This window comes from Nocardia sp. CNS-044 (assembly GCF_059570515.1).
Genome location: NZ_JCANSX010000009.1, coordinates 1 through 16759, shown reverse-complemented (window position 1 = coordinate 16759; position 16759 = coordinate 1). Strand labels below are relative to the sequence as shown.

The following is a 16759-nucleotide window of genomic DNA, read 5'->3' as shown; positions in this document are numbered from 1 at the left end:
TCGCGTCCGAGACCGCGAGTCTCGCGACTGCGACGCATGCGCCTCGCGGTCTCGGACGCGAGACGGGCCGGGAACGGGCTCGTAGGACTCGCGCTCGGGGTGGTTGGGAATGTGGGGGTGGCCGTCGGGTGGCGTTGTGCGCCGAGTCGTAGTGGCGGCAGCCTCGAGGCGGCGGCGCGGTCTTCGTTCGGATGTGGCGCCCCTCACGCTCACCGAGGAGATCCGCAGGCTGTTGGTTACCGGTCGTACCCGGCCTTTACGCTTGTACCCATGTCTGTGTCCAATTCCGCCGGGTTCGATACCACGCTTCTCGACACGCTCAGCCGGCGTGTCGTCATCGGTGACGGCGCGATGGGCACGATGTTGCAGGCGGCGGATCTGACCCTGGACGATTTCCGCGGGCTCGAGGGCTGCAACGAGATCCTCAACGAGACCCGGCCCGACGTGCTGCGCGACATCCATCGGGCGTACTTCGAGGCGGGCGCGGACGCGGTCGAGACCAACACCTTCGGCTGCAACCTGCCGAACCTGGCCGACTACGACATCTCGGACCGGATTCGCGATCTGTCCGAGCGCGGTACCCGTCTGGCCCGTGAAGTGGCCGACGAGATGGGCCCGAGCGAGGACGGCACGCCGCGGTACGTGCTGGGTTCGATGGGGCCCGGTACGAAGTTGCCGACGCTGGGGCACGCGCCGTACACGGTGTTGCGCGACGCCTACATCGAGGCGGCGCTGGGCATGCTGGAGGGCGGCGCGGACGCGATCCTGATCGAGACCTGCCAGGACCTGTTGCAGGTGAAGGCGGCGGTGACGGGCAGCAGGCGGGCGATGGAGCGCGCGGGCCGCCGGATCCCGATCATCACCCACGTGACGGTGGAGACGACCGGCACCATGCTGGTCGGCAGTGAGATCGGCGCGGCGTTGACCGCGCTCGAGCCGCTGGGCATCGACATGATCGGGCTGAACTGCGCGACCGGCCCCGACGAGATGAGCGAGCATCTGCGGCACCTGTCGCGGCACGCGAAGATCCCGGTGTCGGTGATGCCGAACGCGGGCTTGCCGGTGCTGGGCGCCAAGGGCGCCGAGTATCCGTTGACGCCCGAGGAGCTGGCTGTTTCCATGCGCCAGTTCGTCAGCGAGTTCGGGTTGGCGCTGGTCGGCGGGTGCTGCGGCACCACGCCCGAGCACATCCGCCAGGTGCGCGAGGCGGTGCGCGAGGTCGAGCCGACGCTGGCGCCGATCGTGGAGCGGCGCACGCCGGTGCACGAGCCGAGCGTGTCGAGCATGTACACGGCGGTGCCGTTCGAGCAGGACGCCTCGGTGATGATGATCGGCGAGCGCACGAATGCCAACGGCTCCAAGGCTTTCCGCGAGGCGATGCTCGCCGAGGACTGGCAGAAGTGCCTCGACATCGCCAAGGACCAGACGCGTGACGGCGCGCACATGCTGGATCTGTGCGTCGACTACGTCGGTCGCGACGGCACCAAGGACATGGAGGCGCTGGCTTCGCGCCTGGCGACCGCGTCGACCCTGCCGATCATGCTGGACTCCACCGAGACGCCGGTGCTGCAAGCAGGCTTGGAGCACTTGGGCGGCCGGTGCGCGGTCAACTCGGTGAACTACGAGGACGGCGACGGGCCGGAGTCCCGGTTCCAGCAGACCATGCGGCTGGTCGCCGAGCACGGCGCCGCGGTGGTCGCGCTGACCATCGACGAAGAAGGCCAGGCGCGCACCGCCGAGAAGAAGGTCGAGATCGCCGAGCGCCTGATCGCCGACATCACCGGCAACTGGGGTCTGGCCGAGTCCGACATCATCATCGACACCCTGACCTTCACCCTGGGCACCGGCCAGGAGGAGTCGCGCCGCGACGGCCTGGAGACCATCGAGGCGATCCGGGAACTCAAGCGCCGCCACCCGCAGGTGCAGACGACACTGGGTCTGTCGAACATCTCCTTCGGTCTGAACGCGGCCGCGCGGCAGGTGCTGAACTCGGTGTTCATGCACGAGTGCGTCCAGGCGGGGCTGGATTCGGCGATCGTGCACGCCTCCAAGATCCTGCCGATGAGCCGGATCCCGGACGAACAGCGCGAGACGGCGCTGGACCTGGTCTACGACCGGCGCGCCGAGGACTACGACCCGTTGCAGAAGTTGATGGCGTTGTTCGAGGGTGTCTCGACGTCGTCGTCCAAGGCCTCGCGCGCCGAGGAGCTGGCGGCGTTGCCGCTGTTCGAGCGGCTCGAGCGGCGCATCGTCGACGGCGAGAAGGCCGGGATGGACGCCGACCTGGACGCGGCGATGACCGAGGTGCCGCCGCTGCGGATCATCAACGAGACGCTGCTCGCGGGCATGAAGACCGTCGGTGAACTGTTCGGTTCGGGGCAGATGCAGCTGCCGTTCGTGTTGCAGTCCGCGGAGGTGATGAAGGCCGCGGTCGCCTACCTGGAGCCGCACATGGAGGCCACCGACGACTCCGGTAAGGGCCGCATCGTGCTGGCCACCGTCAAGGGCGACGTGCACGACATCGGCAAGAACCTGGTCGACATCATTTTGTCCAACAACGGCTACGAGGTGGTCAACCTCGGCATCAAGCAGCCGATCGCGACCATCCTCGATGCCGCGGTGGACAAGAAGGCCGACGTCATCGGCATGTCCGGGCTGTTGGTGAAGTCGACCGTGGTGATGAAGGAGAACCTCGAGGAGCTCAACGCCCGCGGTGTGGCCGATCAGTTCCCGGTGCTGCTCGGCGGGGCCGCGCTGACCCGCGCCTACGTCGAGAACGATCTGACCGAGGTCTACGAGGGCGATGTGCACTACGCCCGCGACGCGTTCGAGGGCCTGCGGTTGATGGACGACATCATGACCCGCAAACGCGGCGGCGGTCTCGACCCCGACAGCCCCGAGGCCGTGGCCGAACGGGAGAAAGCCGCCGAACGCAAGGCCCGCCACGAACGGTCCAAGCGGATCGCCGCCCAGCGCAAGGCCGCCGAGACCCCCGTGGTGGTGCCCGAGCGCTCGGACGTCGCCGCCGACCTGCCGGTGCCGGTGCCGCCGTTCTGGGGCACGCGGGTGATCAAAGGCCTGTCGCTGCACGAATACTCGGGCCTGCTCGACGAGCGGGCGCTGTTCCTCGGCCAGTGGGGTCTGCGCGGCCAGCGCGGCGGCGACGGACCCTCCTACGAGGAACTAGTGGAAACCGAAGGCCGCCCCCGCCTGCGGGCCTGGCTGGACCGGCTCTCCACCGAGGGCGTGCTGCAGCACGCGGCGGTGGTCTACGGCTACTTCCCTGCGGTGTCGGAAGGCGACGAGGTCGTCGTGCTGACCGAACCCGATCCCGCCGCGCCGGAGCGGTACCGGTTCCGTTTCCCGCGCCAGCAGCGCGACCGGTTCCTGTGCATCGCCGACTTCCTGCGCTCGCGCGAACAGGCCGTGGCCACCGGCCAGGTCGACGTGCTGCCGTTCCAGTTGGTGACCATGGGCCAGCCCATCGCCGATTTCGCCAACGAACTCTTCGCCGCCGACAACTACCGCGACTACCTCGAGGTGCACGGCATCGGCGTCCAGCTCACCGAGGCGCTAGCCGAATACTGGCACCGCCGTATCCGCGAAGAACTCGTCCTGGAAGGGCATTCGGTCGCCGAATCCGACCCGGACGACGTGCAGGACTACTTCAAGCTCGGCTATCGCGGGGCGCGCTACTCCTTCGGTTACGGCGCCTGCCCCGACCTCGAGGACCGCGCCAAGCTCGTCGACCTGCTCGAAGCCGATCGCATCGGCGTCGTGCTCTCCGAGGAACTCCAGCTACACCCCGAGCAGTCCACCGATGCCTTCGTCCTGCTGCATCCCGAGGCGAAGTACTTCAACGCCTGATCGGTCCGGCGCGAATGGCGGCGCGTCGCGGCGCCGCCATTCGCGCTGTGCGTGGCGCCCCCGGACCGGAGAGCTGTGATGGTGCTCACCGGGGTGATGGGCGGCGCTTGTCAGAGGGCTCAGCTCTGTTTCCTGCCGCTGACCTGCGGATAAGCACGGAGCAACCGGCCGCCGAACGGTCGTGGCACAGATATCCGGTACCGGCGGGTACGCTCGAATGTTCGAGGCTACCCGGGTATTCGACCGTCCGGTCCGCGGCAGCGGGTCGACGCGGCTGGAGTCTGTCGGGTGCGTATGCCATTGTCGACTAGTTGCAACTGCATCCGGAGCAGTCGGCGGATGCCGTTCGTCTCGCTGCTGACGGGTGCGAAGCACTTCGGAGCGTAGGGATTTCGCCGGAAACCCGCTGGGCGCGCCGGAGTGCTCGACGGCTCGGCGCACAGCAGGAGGGGCACGACCACATGACGGCGGATCGGTTGATCGCTGGACGGTATCGGCTGACGGATCCGATCGGCACCGGCGCGATGGGTGTGGTGTGGCGGGCGACCGACGTGCGACTGCGCCGCACCGTGGCGGTGAAACAGCTGCTGCTCGGCCCCGGGCTCTCCAAGGAGCAAGCGCTGGAGTCGAAACTGCGCGCGATGCGCGAGGGGCGGATCGCCGCCCGGCTGCACCACCCGAACGCGATCACCGTCTTCGACGTCGCCGAAGAGGACGGCCAGCCGTGGCTCGTCATGGAGTACATGAACGCGCCCAGCCTGGCGGCCAAGCTGTCCGGGCATCGCACCCTGTCGCCGATCGAGGTGGCCAAGATCGGCGCGCAGGCCGCCGCCGCGCTGGCCGCCGCGCACGACGCGGGCATCATGCACCGCGACGTGAAACCGGCCAACCTGCTCGTCGCCGACGACGGCACCGTGAAGATCACCGACTTCGGCATCTCCCGCGCCGTCGGCGACGTGACCGTTACCGCGACCGGATTCCTCGCGGGCACCCCCGCCTATCTCGCGCCGGAGGTGGCGCGCGGCGAGAACCCGGAACCGGCGTCCGATGTGTTCGCGCTCGGCTCCACGCTGTACGCCGCGGTGGAGGGCGCGCCGCCGTTCGGCGAGGGCGACAACGCACTGGCGGTGCTGCACGCCGTCGCGCGGGCCGACGTGCCCGAGCCGCGCCGCGCCGACGGGCTGGCGCCGGTGCTGATGCACCTGCTCGCCGCGAGCATCGACGCGCGCCCGACCATGCGCGAGGCGAAGGAGGCGCTGGAAGCCGTTGCGGCGGGCCGCGTTCCGGCATTGGCGACCGCACCGGTGATGACCAAGGTGCTGCCCGCGCCCGGGGCCGACGCGACCACCGTGCTCCCCACCTCCGCCGCCACCGCCAGCACCGGGAACGCCTCCGACGCCACCGAATTCGTGCCGAGCGCGGCGCTCGCCGCCGCGCCGCCGTCGTCGTCGCCCAGCGGACCGTCCGGCGGCGGCACGCTGCCCGGCGCCACCGGTGGCGGCGCCGGGCCGAACAAACAGATCCTCGCCGTGATGGCCGCCGCGGCGGTCGTGCTGGTCGTGGTAGTGGCGTTCGTGCTGTCCTCCGGTGGGGACCGAAACGGATCGGACGATCCCACCGCGGCCCCGCCGCCGGGGACAAGCGAGGCGCTGCAGCCGCCGCCCGGCACCGGCGGTGATCCGACCGAAGAGCCCCAGGCCCAAGTGCCCACCGCCGCGCCGCAGAACAACGAGACCCCGACGGTCGTGCCTGCCACGCCGACCAGCAGCGCCGCGCCGTCGAGCAGCCCGAACAGTCCGACCAGCACCACGCGGCCGCCGACGACCACGATCACCACGACGCCGTTCGGGCCGCCGACGCCGGACCGGATCGCCCAGTTCATCCAGGGCTACTACGGCATGCTGCCCGGCAATGTTTCCGGCGCGTGGTCGCAGCTCGCGCCCGGCTACCAGTCCCAGACCGGAGGCTACAACTCCTACGCCTCGTTCTGGTCCACCATCCGCTCGGTTCAGGTCAACGGCATCACGCCGCGGGGCAACGACGGCGCCACCGTCTCGCTGACCTACGTGAAGACCAACGGTGCGGTGGATCGGGAGAACCGCTGGATCCAGGTCCGCCAGGACGGTGGCCGGATGGTCATCACCGGCTCCGGTGTATGAGCGGGAATCACGTGCCGACGCGACTCACCGCGGTCCTGTGGGACATGGACGGGACGCTGCTGGACTCGGAGAAGCTTTGGGACGTAGGAGTCCGCGAGCTGGCGGTGCGGCTCGGCAGCGTCCTGACCGACGAGATCCGGCACGCGCTCATCGGCGCGTCCGGCCCGAACGCCCTGCGCATCCTGTTCAACGGACTCGGGCTGGATCCGACACCGGACGCGCTGCGTGATGCCGCGGGCTTCCTGGAGCGGCGCGTCACCGAACTGATGACCGGCCCCATCCCGTGGCGGCCGGGCGCCAAGGACGCGCTCGGCTTGGTCCGCGACGCGGGCCTGGCCTCGGCGCTGGTCACCAACACCAAGCGCTCGCTGACCGAGTACGGCCTGGACACCCTCGGCCGTGACTTCTTCGACGTCTCCGTCTGCGGTGACGAGGTGCCCGAGGGCAAACCCGAGCCCGATGTCTACCTGCGCGCCGCCGACCTGCTCGGCGTGCACCCGCGCGACTGCGTGGCGATCGAGGACTCGCCCACCGGCGCCCGCGCGGCGGCGGCCGCGGGCTGCGCGGTCCTGGTCGTGCCCTGTGAGATTCCGGTCCCGCGCGCCCCTGGCCTCGCTTTCCGCGACACTTTGGTCGGCCTCACCCTCGCCGATCTGGAACAGACGCTCCGCGACTGACGTCCCGCACGCATCCACCGCGGTACGTCCGCTTGCCGGGCGACCATCTGAGCCACGGTTGCATCCGGCCGGACTTCGAGACAGGGCCTGACGTTCCGTGCGCGTCTGCCCCCGCCGGCGGCCAGGTGCTGCCGTCGCCGGCAACCGAAGGCGAACCGGCTGACGACTTCGATCGTTGGCGTTTGTCGAATATCGTCCGGCGCAATGGGTCGTTCTGCGCGGCAGCGCGAGAGGTGCGGCGAGACCCCGATGTCGAGGTTGTCGCCGGGCACAAGACTGGTCGGTTCGATTGTGTGCTGAGCACCGGGGAATGCGTGGGAGTTACTGTGCCGCAACGCAAATGCGCGCAGATAGTAAGTGTGACTGCACTCACCGGCAACTTTTCCGAATCTCCGGGCGTGTCGTCGGGCGCTGCACCAAAATGACGCCATGGCTGCGACGGGAGTGTTGGACGAAATCGTCGACACCGCAAGGTATCCGCTGGAATCGCCGGGCTCGGCGGGGTGGCGCACGGCGGTCGACGCGGCGCGGGCCGACCTGGCCGACAGCGGCTGCACGGTGCTGCGCGAGTTCATCCGGCCCGAGCTCGTCGAGACGTTGCGCGCGCAGGGCGAGGACATGGCGCCGCACGCGCACTACGAGGTGGAGCGGGTCAACGCCTACAACATCCCGCTGGATACCGAACTGCCCGAAGATCATCCGGGCCGCATCGTGCTGGAGCGCGGCAACGCGTTCGTGCCGCGCGACCGCATCCCCGCCGACGCGCTGATCCACCGGCTCTACACCAGCGCCGCGTTCCAGCGCTTCGTCGCGGACTGCTTCGACCTGCCCGAGCTGCACGAATACGCCGACCCGCTGGCCGGGCTGTGCCTGAACGTGGTCGCCCCCGGCATGTCGCACCCGTGGCACTTCGACACCAACGAATTCACCGTCAGCATGCTCACCCAGCTGCCCGAAGCGGGCGGGACCTTCGAGTACTGCCCCGGCATCCGCTCGCCGCAGGCCGAGAACCTCGCCGACGTGCGCGACGTGCTGACCGGTTCCGGCGAGCGACTTATCCGCAAGCTCGAGCTGTGCCCCGGCGACCTGCAACTGTTCCAGGGGCGCTTCTCGCTGCACCGGGTGTCCCCGGTTTCCGGTGGCAGGCAACGACATTCGGCGATCTTCGCCTACACCGACCGGCCAGGTGTCATCGGCACCGTGGAACGGACCCGCCAGCTGTTCGGTCGCGTCCTGCCCGAACACGTCGCCGAGGACCGCCTGGTCCGCGGCGACCGACTACTCGACTGAGCCCAGCTCGACCCCGAGAGGAACGAACACACGTGCCAGTACCCTTAGACACGACCGGGAAAGCCTCCTTCGACGACATCTACGACCGTCCCGATCCTCGCGAGTACTACGCACGGATGTCCCAGCTGGACTACCGCATACCCGACCTGGCGAAGCCGTTCTTCGAGCAGCAGATCCGGGAGTATCGCGCCTCCGCGCGCGTCGCGACGCCGACCGTGCTGGACATCGGCTGCTCCTACGGCGTGAACGCGGCGTTGCTGCGCTTCGACACCGGCATCGGCGAACTCGCCGCCCACTACCGCGACGCCGCCGAGGCCGACCGCGACCGCCTCATCGCCCGCGATCGCGCCCGCCTCGCCGAGCGCGATCACCATCCCGACGTGCGCTTCGTCGGCATCGACGCCGCCCGCCCCGCGCTCGACTACGCGCGGGCCGCGGGATTGCTGCACGACACCGTGCACGCCGACCTCGAATCCGCCGATCCGACAGACGAACAGCGCGAGGTGCTCGCCGCCGCCGACATCGTCCTGTCGACCGGCTGTATCGGGTACGTCACCGAGAAGACCCTGCTGCGGATCGCCACCGCGCACCCGCGGCGCAGGCCGTGGATGGCGCACTTCGTGCTGCGCATGTTCGACTTCGACCCGATGGCCGAGGAACTCGCCGCGCTCGGCTACCGCACCGAGCGTGCGCCCGGCCTGTTCCAGCAGCGCAGGTTCGCCTCCGCCGACGAACAGCAGCGCGTGCTGAACACGCTGTCCGACAAGGGAATCGACACCCGAGGCCAGGAAGCCGACGGCTGGCTGTACGCGCACCTCTACCTGTCGCGGCCGGGCCCCAAGGGCCGCGCCTGAAGGTTTCGCACCGAAACACCGGCAGCCTCTTGTCGAAACTCGGCCTCGTCGCCGAGGATCTGTAGTGGAGCGACGCACTCCACACCCGCACGCACGGACGTTGTCTCGCCGTGCGCGTCTCACCCCATCGCACCCGAACCTCGAGGACTCCGACTTGACCGACCGCACCTTCGCCGCCGAAGACCACCTGCCCCGGGTACCGCTGCCGACACTGGAGGACAGCTGCGCCAGGTTCCTGGAATGGTGCACCCCGCTGCTCAGCGACGACGAAATCGCCACCACCGAGGCGGCGGTCGCCGACCTGCTCCGGCCGGACGGTCCGGGCCGGACGCTGCACGCGGCGCTGGCGGAGTACGACGCCACCCCCGGTGTCGGCAGCTGGCTCGACCTGTTCTGGCCGTCGCGCTATCTCGGCCGACGCGACCGAATCGCGTTGAACGCCAACTTCTTCTTCCTCTTCCGCGACGACACGCCGCTGGCCGCGTCCACCGCGGCCGATCAGGTGGAGCGGGCCGCGGCCATCGTCTCCGCGGCCGTGGACTACAAGCTGGCCCTCGACGAGGAAGCCGTCCCGCCGGTCACCCAGCGCGGGCAGCAGCTGTCCATGTGGCAGAACAAATACCTGTTCTCCGAGACCAGAATCCCCGGCGAACAGCAGGACACCGTGCGGGTGCCCTACAGCCCCGAGTGGCCCGGCCCCTCGCGGGAGCGGCACATCGTGGTGTTCTACCGCGGCAGCATGTTCCGGATGGACGTGATCGGCCAGGGCGGCGCGCCGTACTCCCTCGACGACCTCGCCGATGGTCTGCGCGCGGTGCTCAAGGCCGGGTCGCGTTCGGCGCGCACCGACACCGCCGTCGGTCACCTCACCACCAAAGCGCGCGCCGAATGGGCGGCGAGCCGGGCCGCGCTGCGCGCCGAACCCGCCAACGTCGCGGCGCTCGACACCATCGAGACCGCGCTGTTCTGTCTGTGCCTGGAGGACTTCACTCCGCGCGACACCCTGCACGCCTGCGATCAACTGCTGCACGGCGACAGCGCCAACCGCTGGTTCGACAAGGCGGTGTCGTTCATCGTCTTCGGCGACGGCCAGGCGGGCATCAACGTCGAGCACTGCGGGTTGGACGGCACCACCATCCTGTCGTTCGTGGACACCTTGCTGGAGACGCCCGCCGCCGAACACGCGCGGCGCTCGGGCGCCCAGGCGCAGGGACTGCCCGTCGTGGAGCCCATCGAGTTCACCCTCGACGCCGCGCTGCGCACCGACATCGCGGCGGCGGGCGCGGCCTTCGCCACGTACGCGGCCGAAAATGCCACGCAGACGGTCTCTTTCGAGGATTTCGGCACCGCGCGAGCCAAGCAGCTCGGCATCTCGCCGGACGCCTTCGCTCAATTGAGCTACCAGCTCGCGCACCGGCGCAGCAAGGGCATCACCGGCGCCACCTACGAATCCATCGCGACCCGCCAGTACCGCAACGGCCGCACCGAGGCCATGCGGGTGGTGACGCCGGAGATGATCGCCTTCGTCGACACCATGCTGGACCCCGGCGCCGACACCGCCGCCCGCCTCGCGGCCGCGCGCACCGCCGCGGCCAAGCACGTCGAACGGGCCAAGCAGTGCCAGGCCGGTGACGCGCCGGAACAGCACCTGTGGGAGCTGGAGTGGATCCAGCGCCGTCGCGGCGCGGAACTCGGTGTCACCGAGCCGATTTCGCTCTACACCAGCCCCGGCTGGGTGATCATGCGCGACGACTACCTCAGCACCAGCTCCGCGCCTTCGGTCAACATCCAGTACTTCGGCTTCGGCTCGACCAGCCCGCGCTGTATCGGCGTCGCCTACGTGCTTCTGCCGGACCGCTGGAACCTCTACCTGGCCACACCCAAGACGGTGGCCGACCAGATGTACGCGTTCGCCGATCACCTCCGCGAGGCGGTGCGCGAACTGGCGGAGCTGCTGGCGCCGGAGTGACCGGCGTCGAGCGGCCGCGCTGAGCCCAGCGTCCGCGCGGTGAGCGCGCGGGCCGTCCCGGTCCCGGGGTGGACCGGGACGGTAGCTGGGAATGCGCGTCTGAGAGAATGACCAGCCGTGAAGACTTTCGAAACCCTGTTCGCCGAGCTGCAGGATCGTGCCATCACCCGTCCCGAGGGTTCCGGCACCGTGGCCGCGCTGGACGCCGGTGTGCATACCCAGGGTAAGAAGGTGCTCGAGGAGGCGGGCGAGGTCTGGCTCGCCGCCGAACACGAGAGCGACGAATCGCTGGCCGAGGAAATCTCGCAGCTGCTCTACTGGGTCCAGGTGCTCATGGTGGGCCGGGGACTGAAGCTCGAAGACGTGTACCGACATCTGTGACGGTCGCGTCCATTCCGTAGTTTCGTTTCGCGCCGGAGCGGGTCAGGCCCGGAGGCGGCAGCGCAGCGTGACCACGGAGGGGCCCCCGCTCAGGCCAAGTCGAACACCGAAAGGACATCCACCCCATGCTGCGCGTCGCAGTCCCCAACAAAGGCGCCCTGTCCGAATCCGCGACCTCCATCCTGGCCGAGGCCGGATATCGCAAGCGCACCGATTCCCGCGACCTGAGCGTGCTCGATCCCGCGAACCAGGTCGAGTTCTACTTCCTGCGTCCCAAGGACATCGCCGTCTACGTCGGTTCCGGTGAACTCGATCTCGGCATCACCGGCCGCGATCTCGCGCTGGACTCCGGCGCGCCGGTGCAGGAGCGGATCGCGCTCGGTTTCGGCCGCTCCACCTTCCGCTACGCCGCCCCCGCGGGCCGGGAGTGGAAGGTCGAGGACTTGCAGGACAAGCGCATCGCCACCTCCTACCCGAACCTGGTGCTCGCGGATCTGCGGCGCCGCGACATCGAGGCCGAGGTGATCCGCCTCGACGGCGCGGTCGAGATCTCCATCCAGCTCGGCGTCGCCGACGCCATCGCCGACGTGGTGGGCTCGGGACGCACGCTGCGCCAGCACAACCTGGTCGCCTTCGGCGAGACCCTCTGCGATTCGGAGGGCGTGCTCATCGAGGCGGTCGGCTCGGACCAGAACGACCGGGCCCGCAACCAGCTCATCGCCCGCGTCCAGGGCGTGGTGTTCGCCCAGCAGTACCTGATGCTGGACTACGACTGCCCGAAGGACCTGCTCGAGCAGGCCGTGCGGATCACGCCGGGCCTGGAATCGCCGACCGTCTCCCCGCTGGCCGACGCCGGCTGGGTCGCGGTGCGCGCGCTGGTGCCGCGCGGCAAGGGCAACGCGGTGATGGACGAGCTCGCCGACCTCGGCGCCAAGGCCATCCTGGCCACCGACATCCGCTCCTGCCGGGCCTTCTGACCAAGCCGGACGCCGGGCGGATACCGGAGTGCATCCGCCCGGCGGCTCCGCCGTCGCGGTGAATCTGCTTGTGGGCCTTGGTCTCTCGGCGCTGTCGTTCCGCGACTTCACGGCCTGAGCCGCGGGATGGCGCGGTGACGGTCTCGCCCGGGGTGTCGCCGGATCAGTCGGCGACGGCCTCGGCCAACGTCTCGCCCGGCGACTCGCCGTCGTCCTCCGGCCAGCCGGGGTACGGCGGCGGGGTGCCACCGAACGCCGGGCACAGCGGCTTGTAGTCGCAGTAGTTGCACAGCCAGCTGGTGGTCGGCGGGAACTCCCCGGTGCGACCCGCCTCGCGCACGGCCGTCCACAGCGCGGACAGGGTGCGTTCGAAGCGGCCGAGCTCCTCGGCGTCTGGCGCGTAGGTGAGGATCTGCCGGTCGGCCAGGTAGATCAGGCGCAGCTGGGCGGGCAGCACGCCGCGGGTGCGCAGCACGACCAGCGCGTAGAACTTCAGCTGGAAGAGCGCTTTGGTCTCCTGCACGAGTCCGGGCGCGCGGCCGGTCTTGTAGTCGACCACCCGAAGCTCGCCGGTCGGGGCCACGTCGATCCGGTCGACGTACCCGCGCAGCAGCACGCCGTCGTCCAGCTCGACCTCCACCCGCGCCTCGCGGGACTCCGGTTCGAACCGGGTCGGGTCCTCCAGCTGGTAGTAGCTCTCGACCAGCGCGCGGACCTCCGCGAGAAACGGCGCGAGCCCGTCGGCCGGGATCAGCTCCGCCACCTCCGGCTGCGCCGCGAGCACCCTGGCCCACGCGGGCTCCACGAGAGCGTCGGCCCGCTCTGGTCCGCGCTCCATGGCGGGCAGCCCGTACAGGTCCTCGAGCACCGCGTGCACCACCGTGCCGCGCACCGCGTGCCGCGACGGCGGCTCGGGGATCCGGTCGATCGCCCGGAAGCGGTACTTCAGCGGACACTGCTTGAAATCCATTGCCCGCGAAGGCGACAGCGCGGGCCTGCGCCGCGCCGAGACGGCCGCGGACGGCTCGGTGGAGGCTGCGTCGGCAGGGGGCGTGGACACGGGCGCTGGCATACCTGGCAGGCTATCCGGCGGCACCGACACGCCGGTGCCGGACCGCGACGACAGCGCGACGACGAGCAGCGAACGGAGATTCATGACGGCCAGACGGACCGGGCCATTCACCACCGGGGACCGGGTGCAGCTGACCGATGCCAAGGGACGCCTCTACACGGTGATCTTGGAGCCGGGCAAGGAGTTCCACACCCACCGCGGCGGGATCAAGCACGACGATCTGATCGGCGCCGACGAAGGCAGCCTCGTGCACTCCACCAACGGCACCCCGTACCTCGCGCTGCGGCCGCTGCTCGTCGACTACGTGCTGTCCATGCCGCGCGGCGCGGCCGTCATCTACCCGAAGGACGCCGCGCAGATCGTGCACGAGGGCGATGTGTTCCCCGGCGCGCGCGTCCTGGAGGCCGGCGCGGGATCCGGCGCGCTGACGTGTTCGCTGTTGCGCGCCGTTGGCCCGGAGGGCGAAGTCGTGTCCTACGAGATCCGCGAGGACCACGCCGAGCACGCCGTCCGCAACGTCGAACGGTTCTTCGGCGAACGTCCAGCTAACTGGAGTCTGACCGTCGGCGACGTCGCCGACTACACCGGCGACCCGGTGGACCGGGTGGTGCTGGACATGCTGGCGCCGTGGGACGCGCTGCCCGCGGTGTCCAAGGCGCTGGTGCCCGGCGGCGTCCTCATCGTGTACGTCGCGACCACCACCCAGCTGTCCAAGGTGGTCGAGGCGCTGCGCGAGCAGGAATGCTGGACCGAGCCGCGGTCCTGGGAGTCGATGGTCCGCGGCTGGCACGTCGTCGGCCTCGCCGTGCGCCCCGAACACCGCATGCAGGGCCACACGGCGTTCCTGGTGAGCGCGCGCAGGCTGGCCGAGGGCGTGGTCACCCCCAAGCCGCAACGCCGCCCCTCGAAGGGCTGAGGCGCCGCGACGCCCGTGCGGGAACCGGGTCCGCGCCGCCGTGCGCGGTCCGACGGAAGACCACGCACGGCCGGAGCGAAGGCGGGGGTACGCTCAGGGCGTACAGGGCGCCTGCGCGAAGCCGAGCAGGGTGCACGCCGTGGCGTCCGAGAGCTTCCACTTGCCGTCGACATGCTGGAAGGTCATCGGCATGGCCGGCGCCGAGCCGTGCGGCGACGTGATGACGACCTGCGCGGTCGCGGTCTCGCCCTCGGTCTTGACGTCGGTGACCGCGAAGGTGAGCTGACCGTAGCCCGCGAGCAGCTGGTTCATCTGGTCGATGTTGGCGGTGCGCTTCTCGCCGTCGACGATCACCGCGGTCTTCTCGGACGTCGGCTTGCTCGGGTCGGCGACCAGTGCCAGGGTGGCCTGCAGATCCTCGGGCTTGGGCGCGTCGGCTCCCGCGTGGTCGTGGCCACCGGCCGCACCGGTGGTGGCGGCGGCCGAGGTGGTGGCCACCGCCGAGGTGGTGGTCGCGGCGGTGTCGGAGGAGTCGTCCGAGCCGCAGGCGGTGAGCCCGACCGTAACGGCGAGGGCGGCCGCGGCGGTAGCCACGGAAACACGCAGGGTCTTGGCGGGAAGGAGCATTCTCTAGCAACCTTTCGGCTTGGGCGTCGAGGGACCTCGCGCCTTGTCGGGTTAGGGCAGGCTAACATGGTTGCTCGGCCGCCGATCGCAGCACAGATGTGATCACGACGAAACCATGTCGGACAGCGAGAACGGTTCGCGCCCGGTAGCGTTGATAGACCGGGACTGGGAGGAGCAGCACATGAGCCCCATCGAGAATTCGGATTCGGCGGCCTGGAGAGAGCTCGAGGCGATACGCGCCGAGGCGGCTGCACTCCGGAGGCAACTCGCCGATTCGCCGGATCGCACACGGGAATTGGAAGCCCGCATCGATTCGCTGACCATTCGCAACACGAAGCTGATGGACACACTCAAGGAGGCGCGCCAGCAACTGGTCGCACTGCGCGAGGAGGTCGATCGGCTGGGTCAGCCGCCGAGCGGATACGGCGTTCTGATCGGCGTGTACGACGATCAGACGGTCGACGTGTTCACTTCGGGTCGCAAGATGCGGTTGACGTGTTCACCGAACATCGACACCGCGACCCTCGAGTACGGCCAGACCGTGCGTCTCAACGAGGCGCTGACGGTGGTCGAGGCGAGCACCTTCGATTCGGTCGGTGAGATCGGCACCTTGCGCGAGATCCTCGACGACGGTCGCCGCGCGCTGGTCGTCGGCCACGCCGACGAGGAGCGGGTGGTCTGGCTGGCCGGCCCGCTGGCCAAGGTCGCCGAGGTCGACGATCTGGACGACCCCGATTCCCCCATTCGCAAACTGCGGCCCGGTGATTCGCTGCTGGTCGACACCAAGGCGGGCTTCGCTTTCGAGCGGATTCCCAAGGCCGAGGTGGAAGACCTCGTGCTCGAGGAAGTCCCGGATGTCGACTACAACGACATCGGCGGTCTCGGACGCCAGATCGAGCAGATCCGCGACGCGGTGGAACTGCCGTTCCTGCACAAGGATCTGTTCCGCGAGTACGCGCTGCGTCCGCCCAAGGGCGTGCTGCTCTACGGTCCGCCCGGCTGCGGTAAGACGCTGATCGCCAAGGCGGTGGCCAACTCGCTGGCCAAGAAGATCGCCGAGGCGCGCGGTGAGGACGCCAAGGAAGCCAAGTCGTTCTTCCTGAACATCAAGGGCCCCGAGCTGCTCAACAAGTTCGTCGGCGAGACCGAGCGTCACATCCGGATCATCTTCCAGCGGGCGCGCGAGAAGGCCTCCGAGGGCACGCCGGTGATCGTGTTCTTCGACGAGATGGACTCGATCTTCCGCACCCGCGGCTCCGGCGTCTCCTCCGATGTGGAGACAACCGTTGTGCCGCAGCTGCTTTCGGAGATCGACGGCGTCGAGGGCCTGGAGAACGTCATCGTCATCGGCGCCTCCAACCGCGAGGACATGATCGACCCCGCGATCCTGCGGCCGGGCCGCCTGGACGTGAAGATCAAGATCGAGCGGCCGGACGCCGAATCGGCGCAGGACATCTTCTCCAAGTACCTGACCGAAGGACTGCCGCTGCACGCCGACGATCTCGAGGAGTTCGGCGGCGACAAGGGCGCCTGCATCCGCGCGATGATCGAACGGGTCGTCGACCGGATGTACGCCGAGAGCGAGGACAACCGCTTCCTGGAGGTCACCTACGCCAACGGTGACAAGGAAGTCCTGTACTTCAAGGACTTCAACTCCGGCGCCATGATCCAGAACATCGTGGACCGCTCCAAGAAGTACGCCATCAAGGCGGTGCTCGACACCGGCAACCCGGGTCTGCGCATCCAGCATCTCTACGATTCGATCGTGGACGAGTTCTCCGAGAACGAGGACCTGCCCAACACCACGAATCCCGATGACTGGGCCCGCATCTCGGGTAAGAAGGGCGAGCGCATCGTCTACATCCGCACCTTGGTCACCGGCAAGAACGCCAGTGCCAGCCGTGCGATCGACACGGAGTCGAACACGGGTCAGTACCTGTAGTTCGGTGGATATCGCGGGCCGTGTCTCC

General features: G+C 69.3%; 12 protein-coding genes. 10 read left to right on the top strand and 2 right to left on the bottom strand.

Translation table 11 applies throughout. The features are described from left to right. Nucleotides 1-270: 270 nt before the first annotated feature. The 8 genes from metH (at nucleotide 271) to hisG (ending at nucleotide 12174) form a co-directional block, all read left to right on the top strand. Nucleotides 271-3867: a methionine synthase gene (metH, locus tag T333_RS22835; RefSeq protein ID WP_496425789.1), complete on the top strand. Its 3597-nt coding sequence runs from the start codon at nucleotides 271-273 to the stop codon at nucleotides 3865-3867. A 461-nt stretch (nucleotides 3868-4328) separates the two neighbouring features. Then, nucleotides 4329-6026 carry a serine/threonine-protein kinase gene (locus tag T333_RS22830; protein WP_496425788.1) on the top strand — a complete coding sequence of 566 codons (1698 nt, stop codon included), beginning with the start codon at nucleotides 4329-4331 and terminating at the stop codon, nucleotides 6024-6026. After that, nucleotides 6023-6703, top strand: coding sequence for an HAD family hydrolase (locus T333_RS22825; RefSeq protein WP_496425787.1), 681 nt, complete (start codon nucleotides 6023-6025; stop codon nucleotides 6701-6703). The genes T333_RS22830 and T333_RS22825 overlap by 4 nt, the downstream gene beginning before the upstream one ends. 429 nt (nucleotides 6704-7132) lie before the next feature. Further along, complete coding sequence (locus tag T333_RS22820) at nucleotides 7133-7993, top strand: HalD/BesD family halogenase (RefSeq protein WP_496425786.1); 861 nt, start codon at nucleotides 7133-7135, stop codon at nucleotides 7991-7993. A 32-nt stretch (nucleotides 7994-8025) separates the two neighbouring features. Further along, the gene (locus tag T333_RS22815; protein WP_496425785.1) at nucleotides 8026-8847 is read left to right on the top strand and encodes a class I SAM-dependent methyltransferase; all 822 of its coding nucleotides are present in this window, start codon (nucleotides 8026-8028) and stop codon (nucleotides 8845-8847) included. A gap of 154 nt (nucleotides 8848-9001) precedes the next feature. Beyond that, nucleotides 9002-10816, top strand: a complete 1815-nt coding sequence (locus T333_RS22810) for a choline/carnitine O-acyltransferase (RefSeq protein WP_357248987.1) — start codon at nucleotides 9002-9004, stop codon at nucleotides 10814-10816. 117 nt (nucleotides 10817-10933) lie between these two features. Continuing rightward, nucleotides 10934-11197, top strand: a complete 264-nt coding sequence (locus T333_RS22805) for a phosphoribosyl-ATP diphosphatase (RefSeq protein WP_355002515.1) — start codon at nucleotides 10934-10936, stop codon at nucleotides 11195-11197. A 125-nt stretch (nucleotides 11198-11322) separates the two neighbouring features. Then, nucleotides 11323-12174: an ATP phosphoribosyltransferase gene (gene hisG, locus T333_RS22800; RefSeq protein ID WP_357248990.1), complete on the top strand. Its 852-nt coding sequence runs from the start codon at nucleotides 11323-11325 to the stop codon at nucleotides 12172-12174. A gap of 163 nt (nucleotides 12175-12337) precedes the next feature. Here hisG and T333_RS22795 read toward each other — a convergent pair whose 3' ends face one another. Further along, nucleotides 12338-13246 carry a RecB family exonuclease gene (locus T333_RS22795; RefSeq protein ID WP_496425784.1) on the bottom strand — a complete coding sequence of 303 codons (909 nt, stop codon included), beginning with the start codon at nucleotides 13244-13246 and terminating at the stop codon, nucleotides 12338-12340. Between the two features lie 82 nt (nucleotides 13247-13328). Between T333_RS22795 and T333_RS22790 the strand changes: the two genes are divergently transcribed. Beyond that, nucleotides 13329-14162 carry a tRNA (adenine-N1)-methyltransferase gene (locus tag T333_RS22790; RefSeq protein ID WP_355002518.1) on the top strand — a complete coding sequence of 278 codons (834 nt, stop codon included), beginning with the start codon at nucleotides 13329-13331 and terminating at the stop codon, nucleotides 14160-14162. A gap of 93 nt (nucleotides 14163-14255) precedes the next feature. Here T333_RS22790 and T333_RS22785 read toward each other — a convergent pair whose 3' ends face one another. Then, nucleotides 14256-14789, bottom strand: coding sequence for a WKL family lipoprotein (locus T333_RS22785; RefSeq protein WP_357248996.1), 534 nt, complete (start codon nucleotides 14787-14789; stop codon nucleotides 14256-14258). 181 nt (nucleotides 14790-14970) lie between these two features. On the opposite strand from T333_RS22785, the gene arc reads away from it, so the two are divergent. Beyond that, entirely contained in the window at nucleotides 14971-16731 is a 1761-nt protein-coding gene (gene arc, locus T333_RS22780) for a proteasome ATPase (protein ID WP_355002520.1), read from the top strand. Nucleotides 16732-16759 lie beyond the last annotated feature (28 nt).

What these genes read in the sequence shown, in the direction of transcription:
- metH (WP_496425789.1), top strand. Translation starts at nt 271, where the DNA reads ATGTCTGTGTCCAATTCCGCCGGGTTCGATACCACGCTTCTCGACACG.
- T333_RS22830 (WP_496425788.1), top strand. Translation starts at nt 4,329, where the DNA reads ATGACGGCGGATCGGTTGATCGCTGGACGGTATCGGCTGACGGATCCG.
- T333_RS22825 (WP_496425787.1), top strand. Translation starts at nt 6,023, where the DNA reads ATGAGCGGGAATCACGTGCCGACGCGACTCACCGCGGTCCTGTGGGAC.
- T333_RS22820 (WP_496425786.1), top strand. Translation starts at nt 7,133, where the DNA reads ATGGCTGCGACGGGAGTGTTGGACGAAATCGTCGACACCGCAAGGTAT.
- hisG (WP_357248990.1), top strand. Translation starts at nt 11,323, where the DNA reads ATGCTGCGCGTCGCAGTCCCCAACAAAGGCGCCCTGTCCGAATCCGCG.
- T333_RS22795 (WP_496425784.1), bottom strand. Translation starts at nt 13,246, where the DNA reads ATGCCAGCGCCCGTGTCCACGCCCCCTGCCGACGCAGCCTCCACCGAG.
- T333_RS22790 (WP_355002518.1), top strand. Translation starts at nt 13,329, where the DNA reads ATGACGGCCAGACGGACCGGGCCATTCACCACCGGGGACCGGGTGCAG.
- T333_RS22785 (WP_357248996.1), bottom strand. Translation starts at nt 14,789, where the DNA reads ATGCTCCTTCCCGCCAAGACCCTGCGTGTTTCCGTGGCTACCGCCGCG.
- arc (WP_355002520.1), top strand. Translation starts at nt 14,971, where the DNA reads ATGAGCCCCATCGAGAATTCGGATTCGGCGGCCTGGAGAGAGCTCGAG.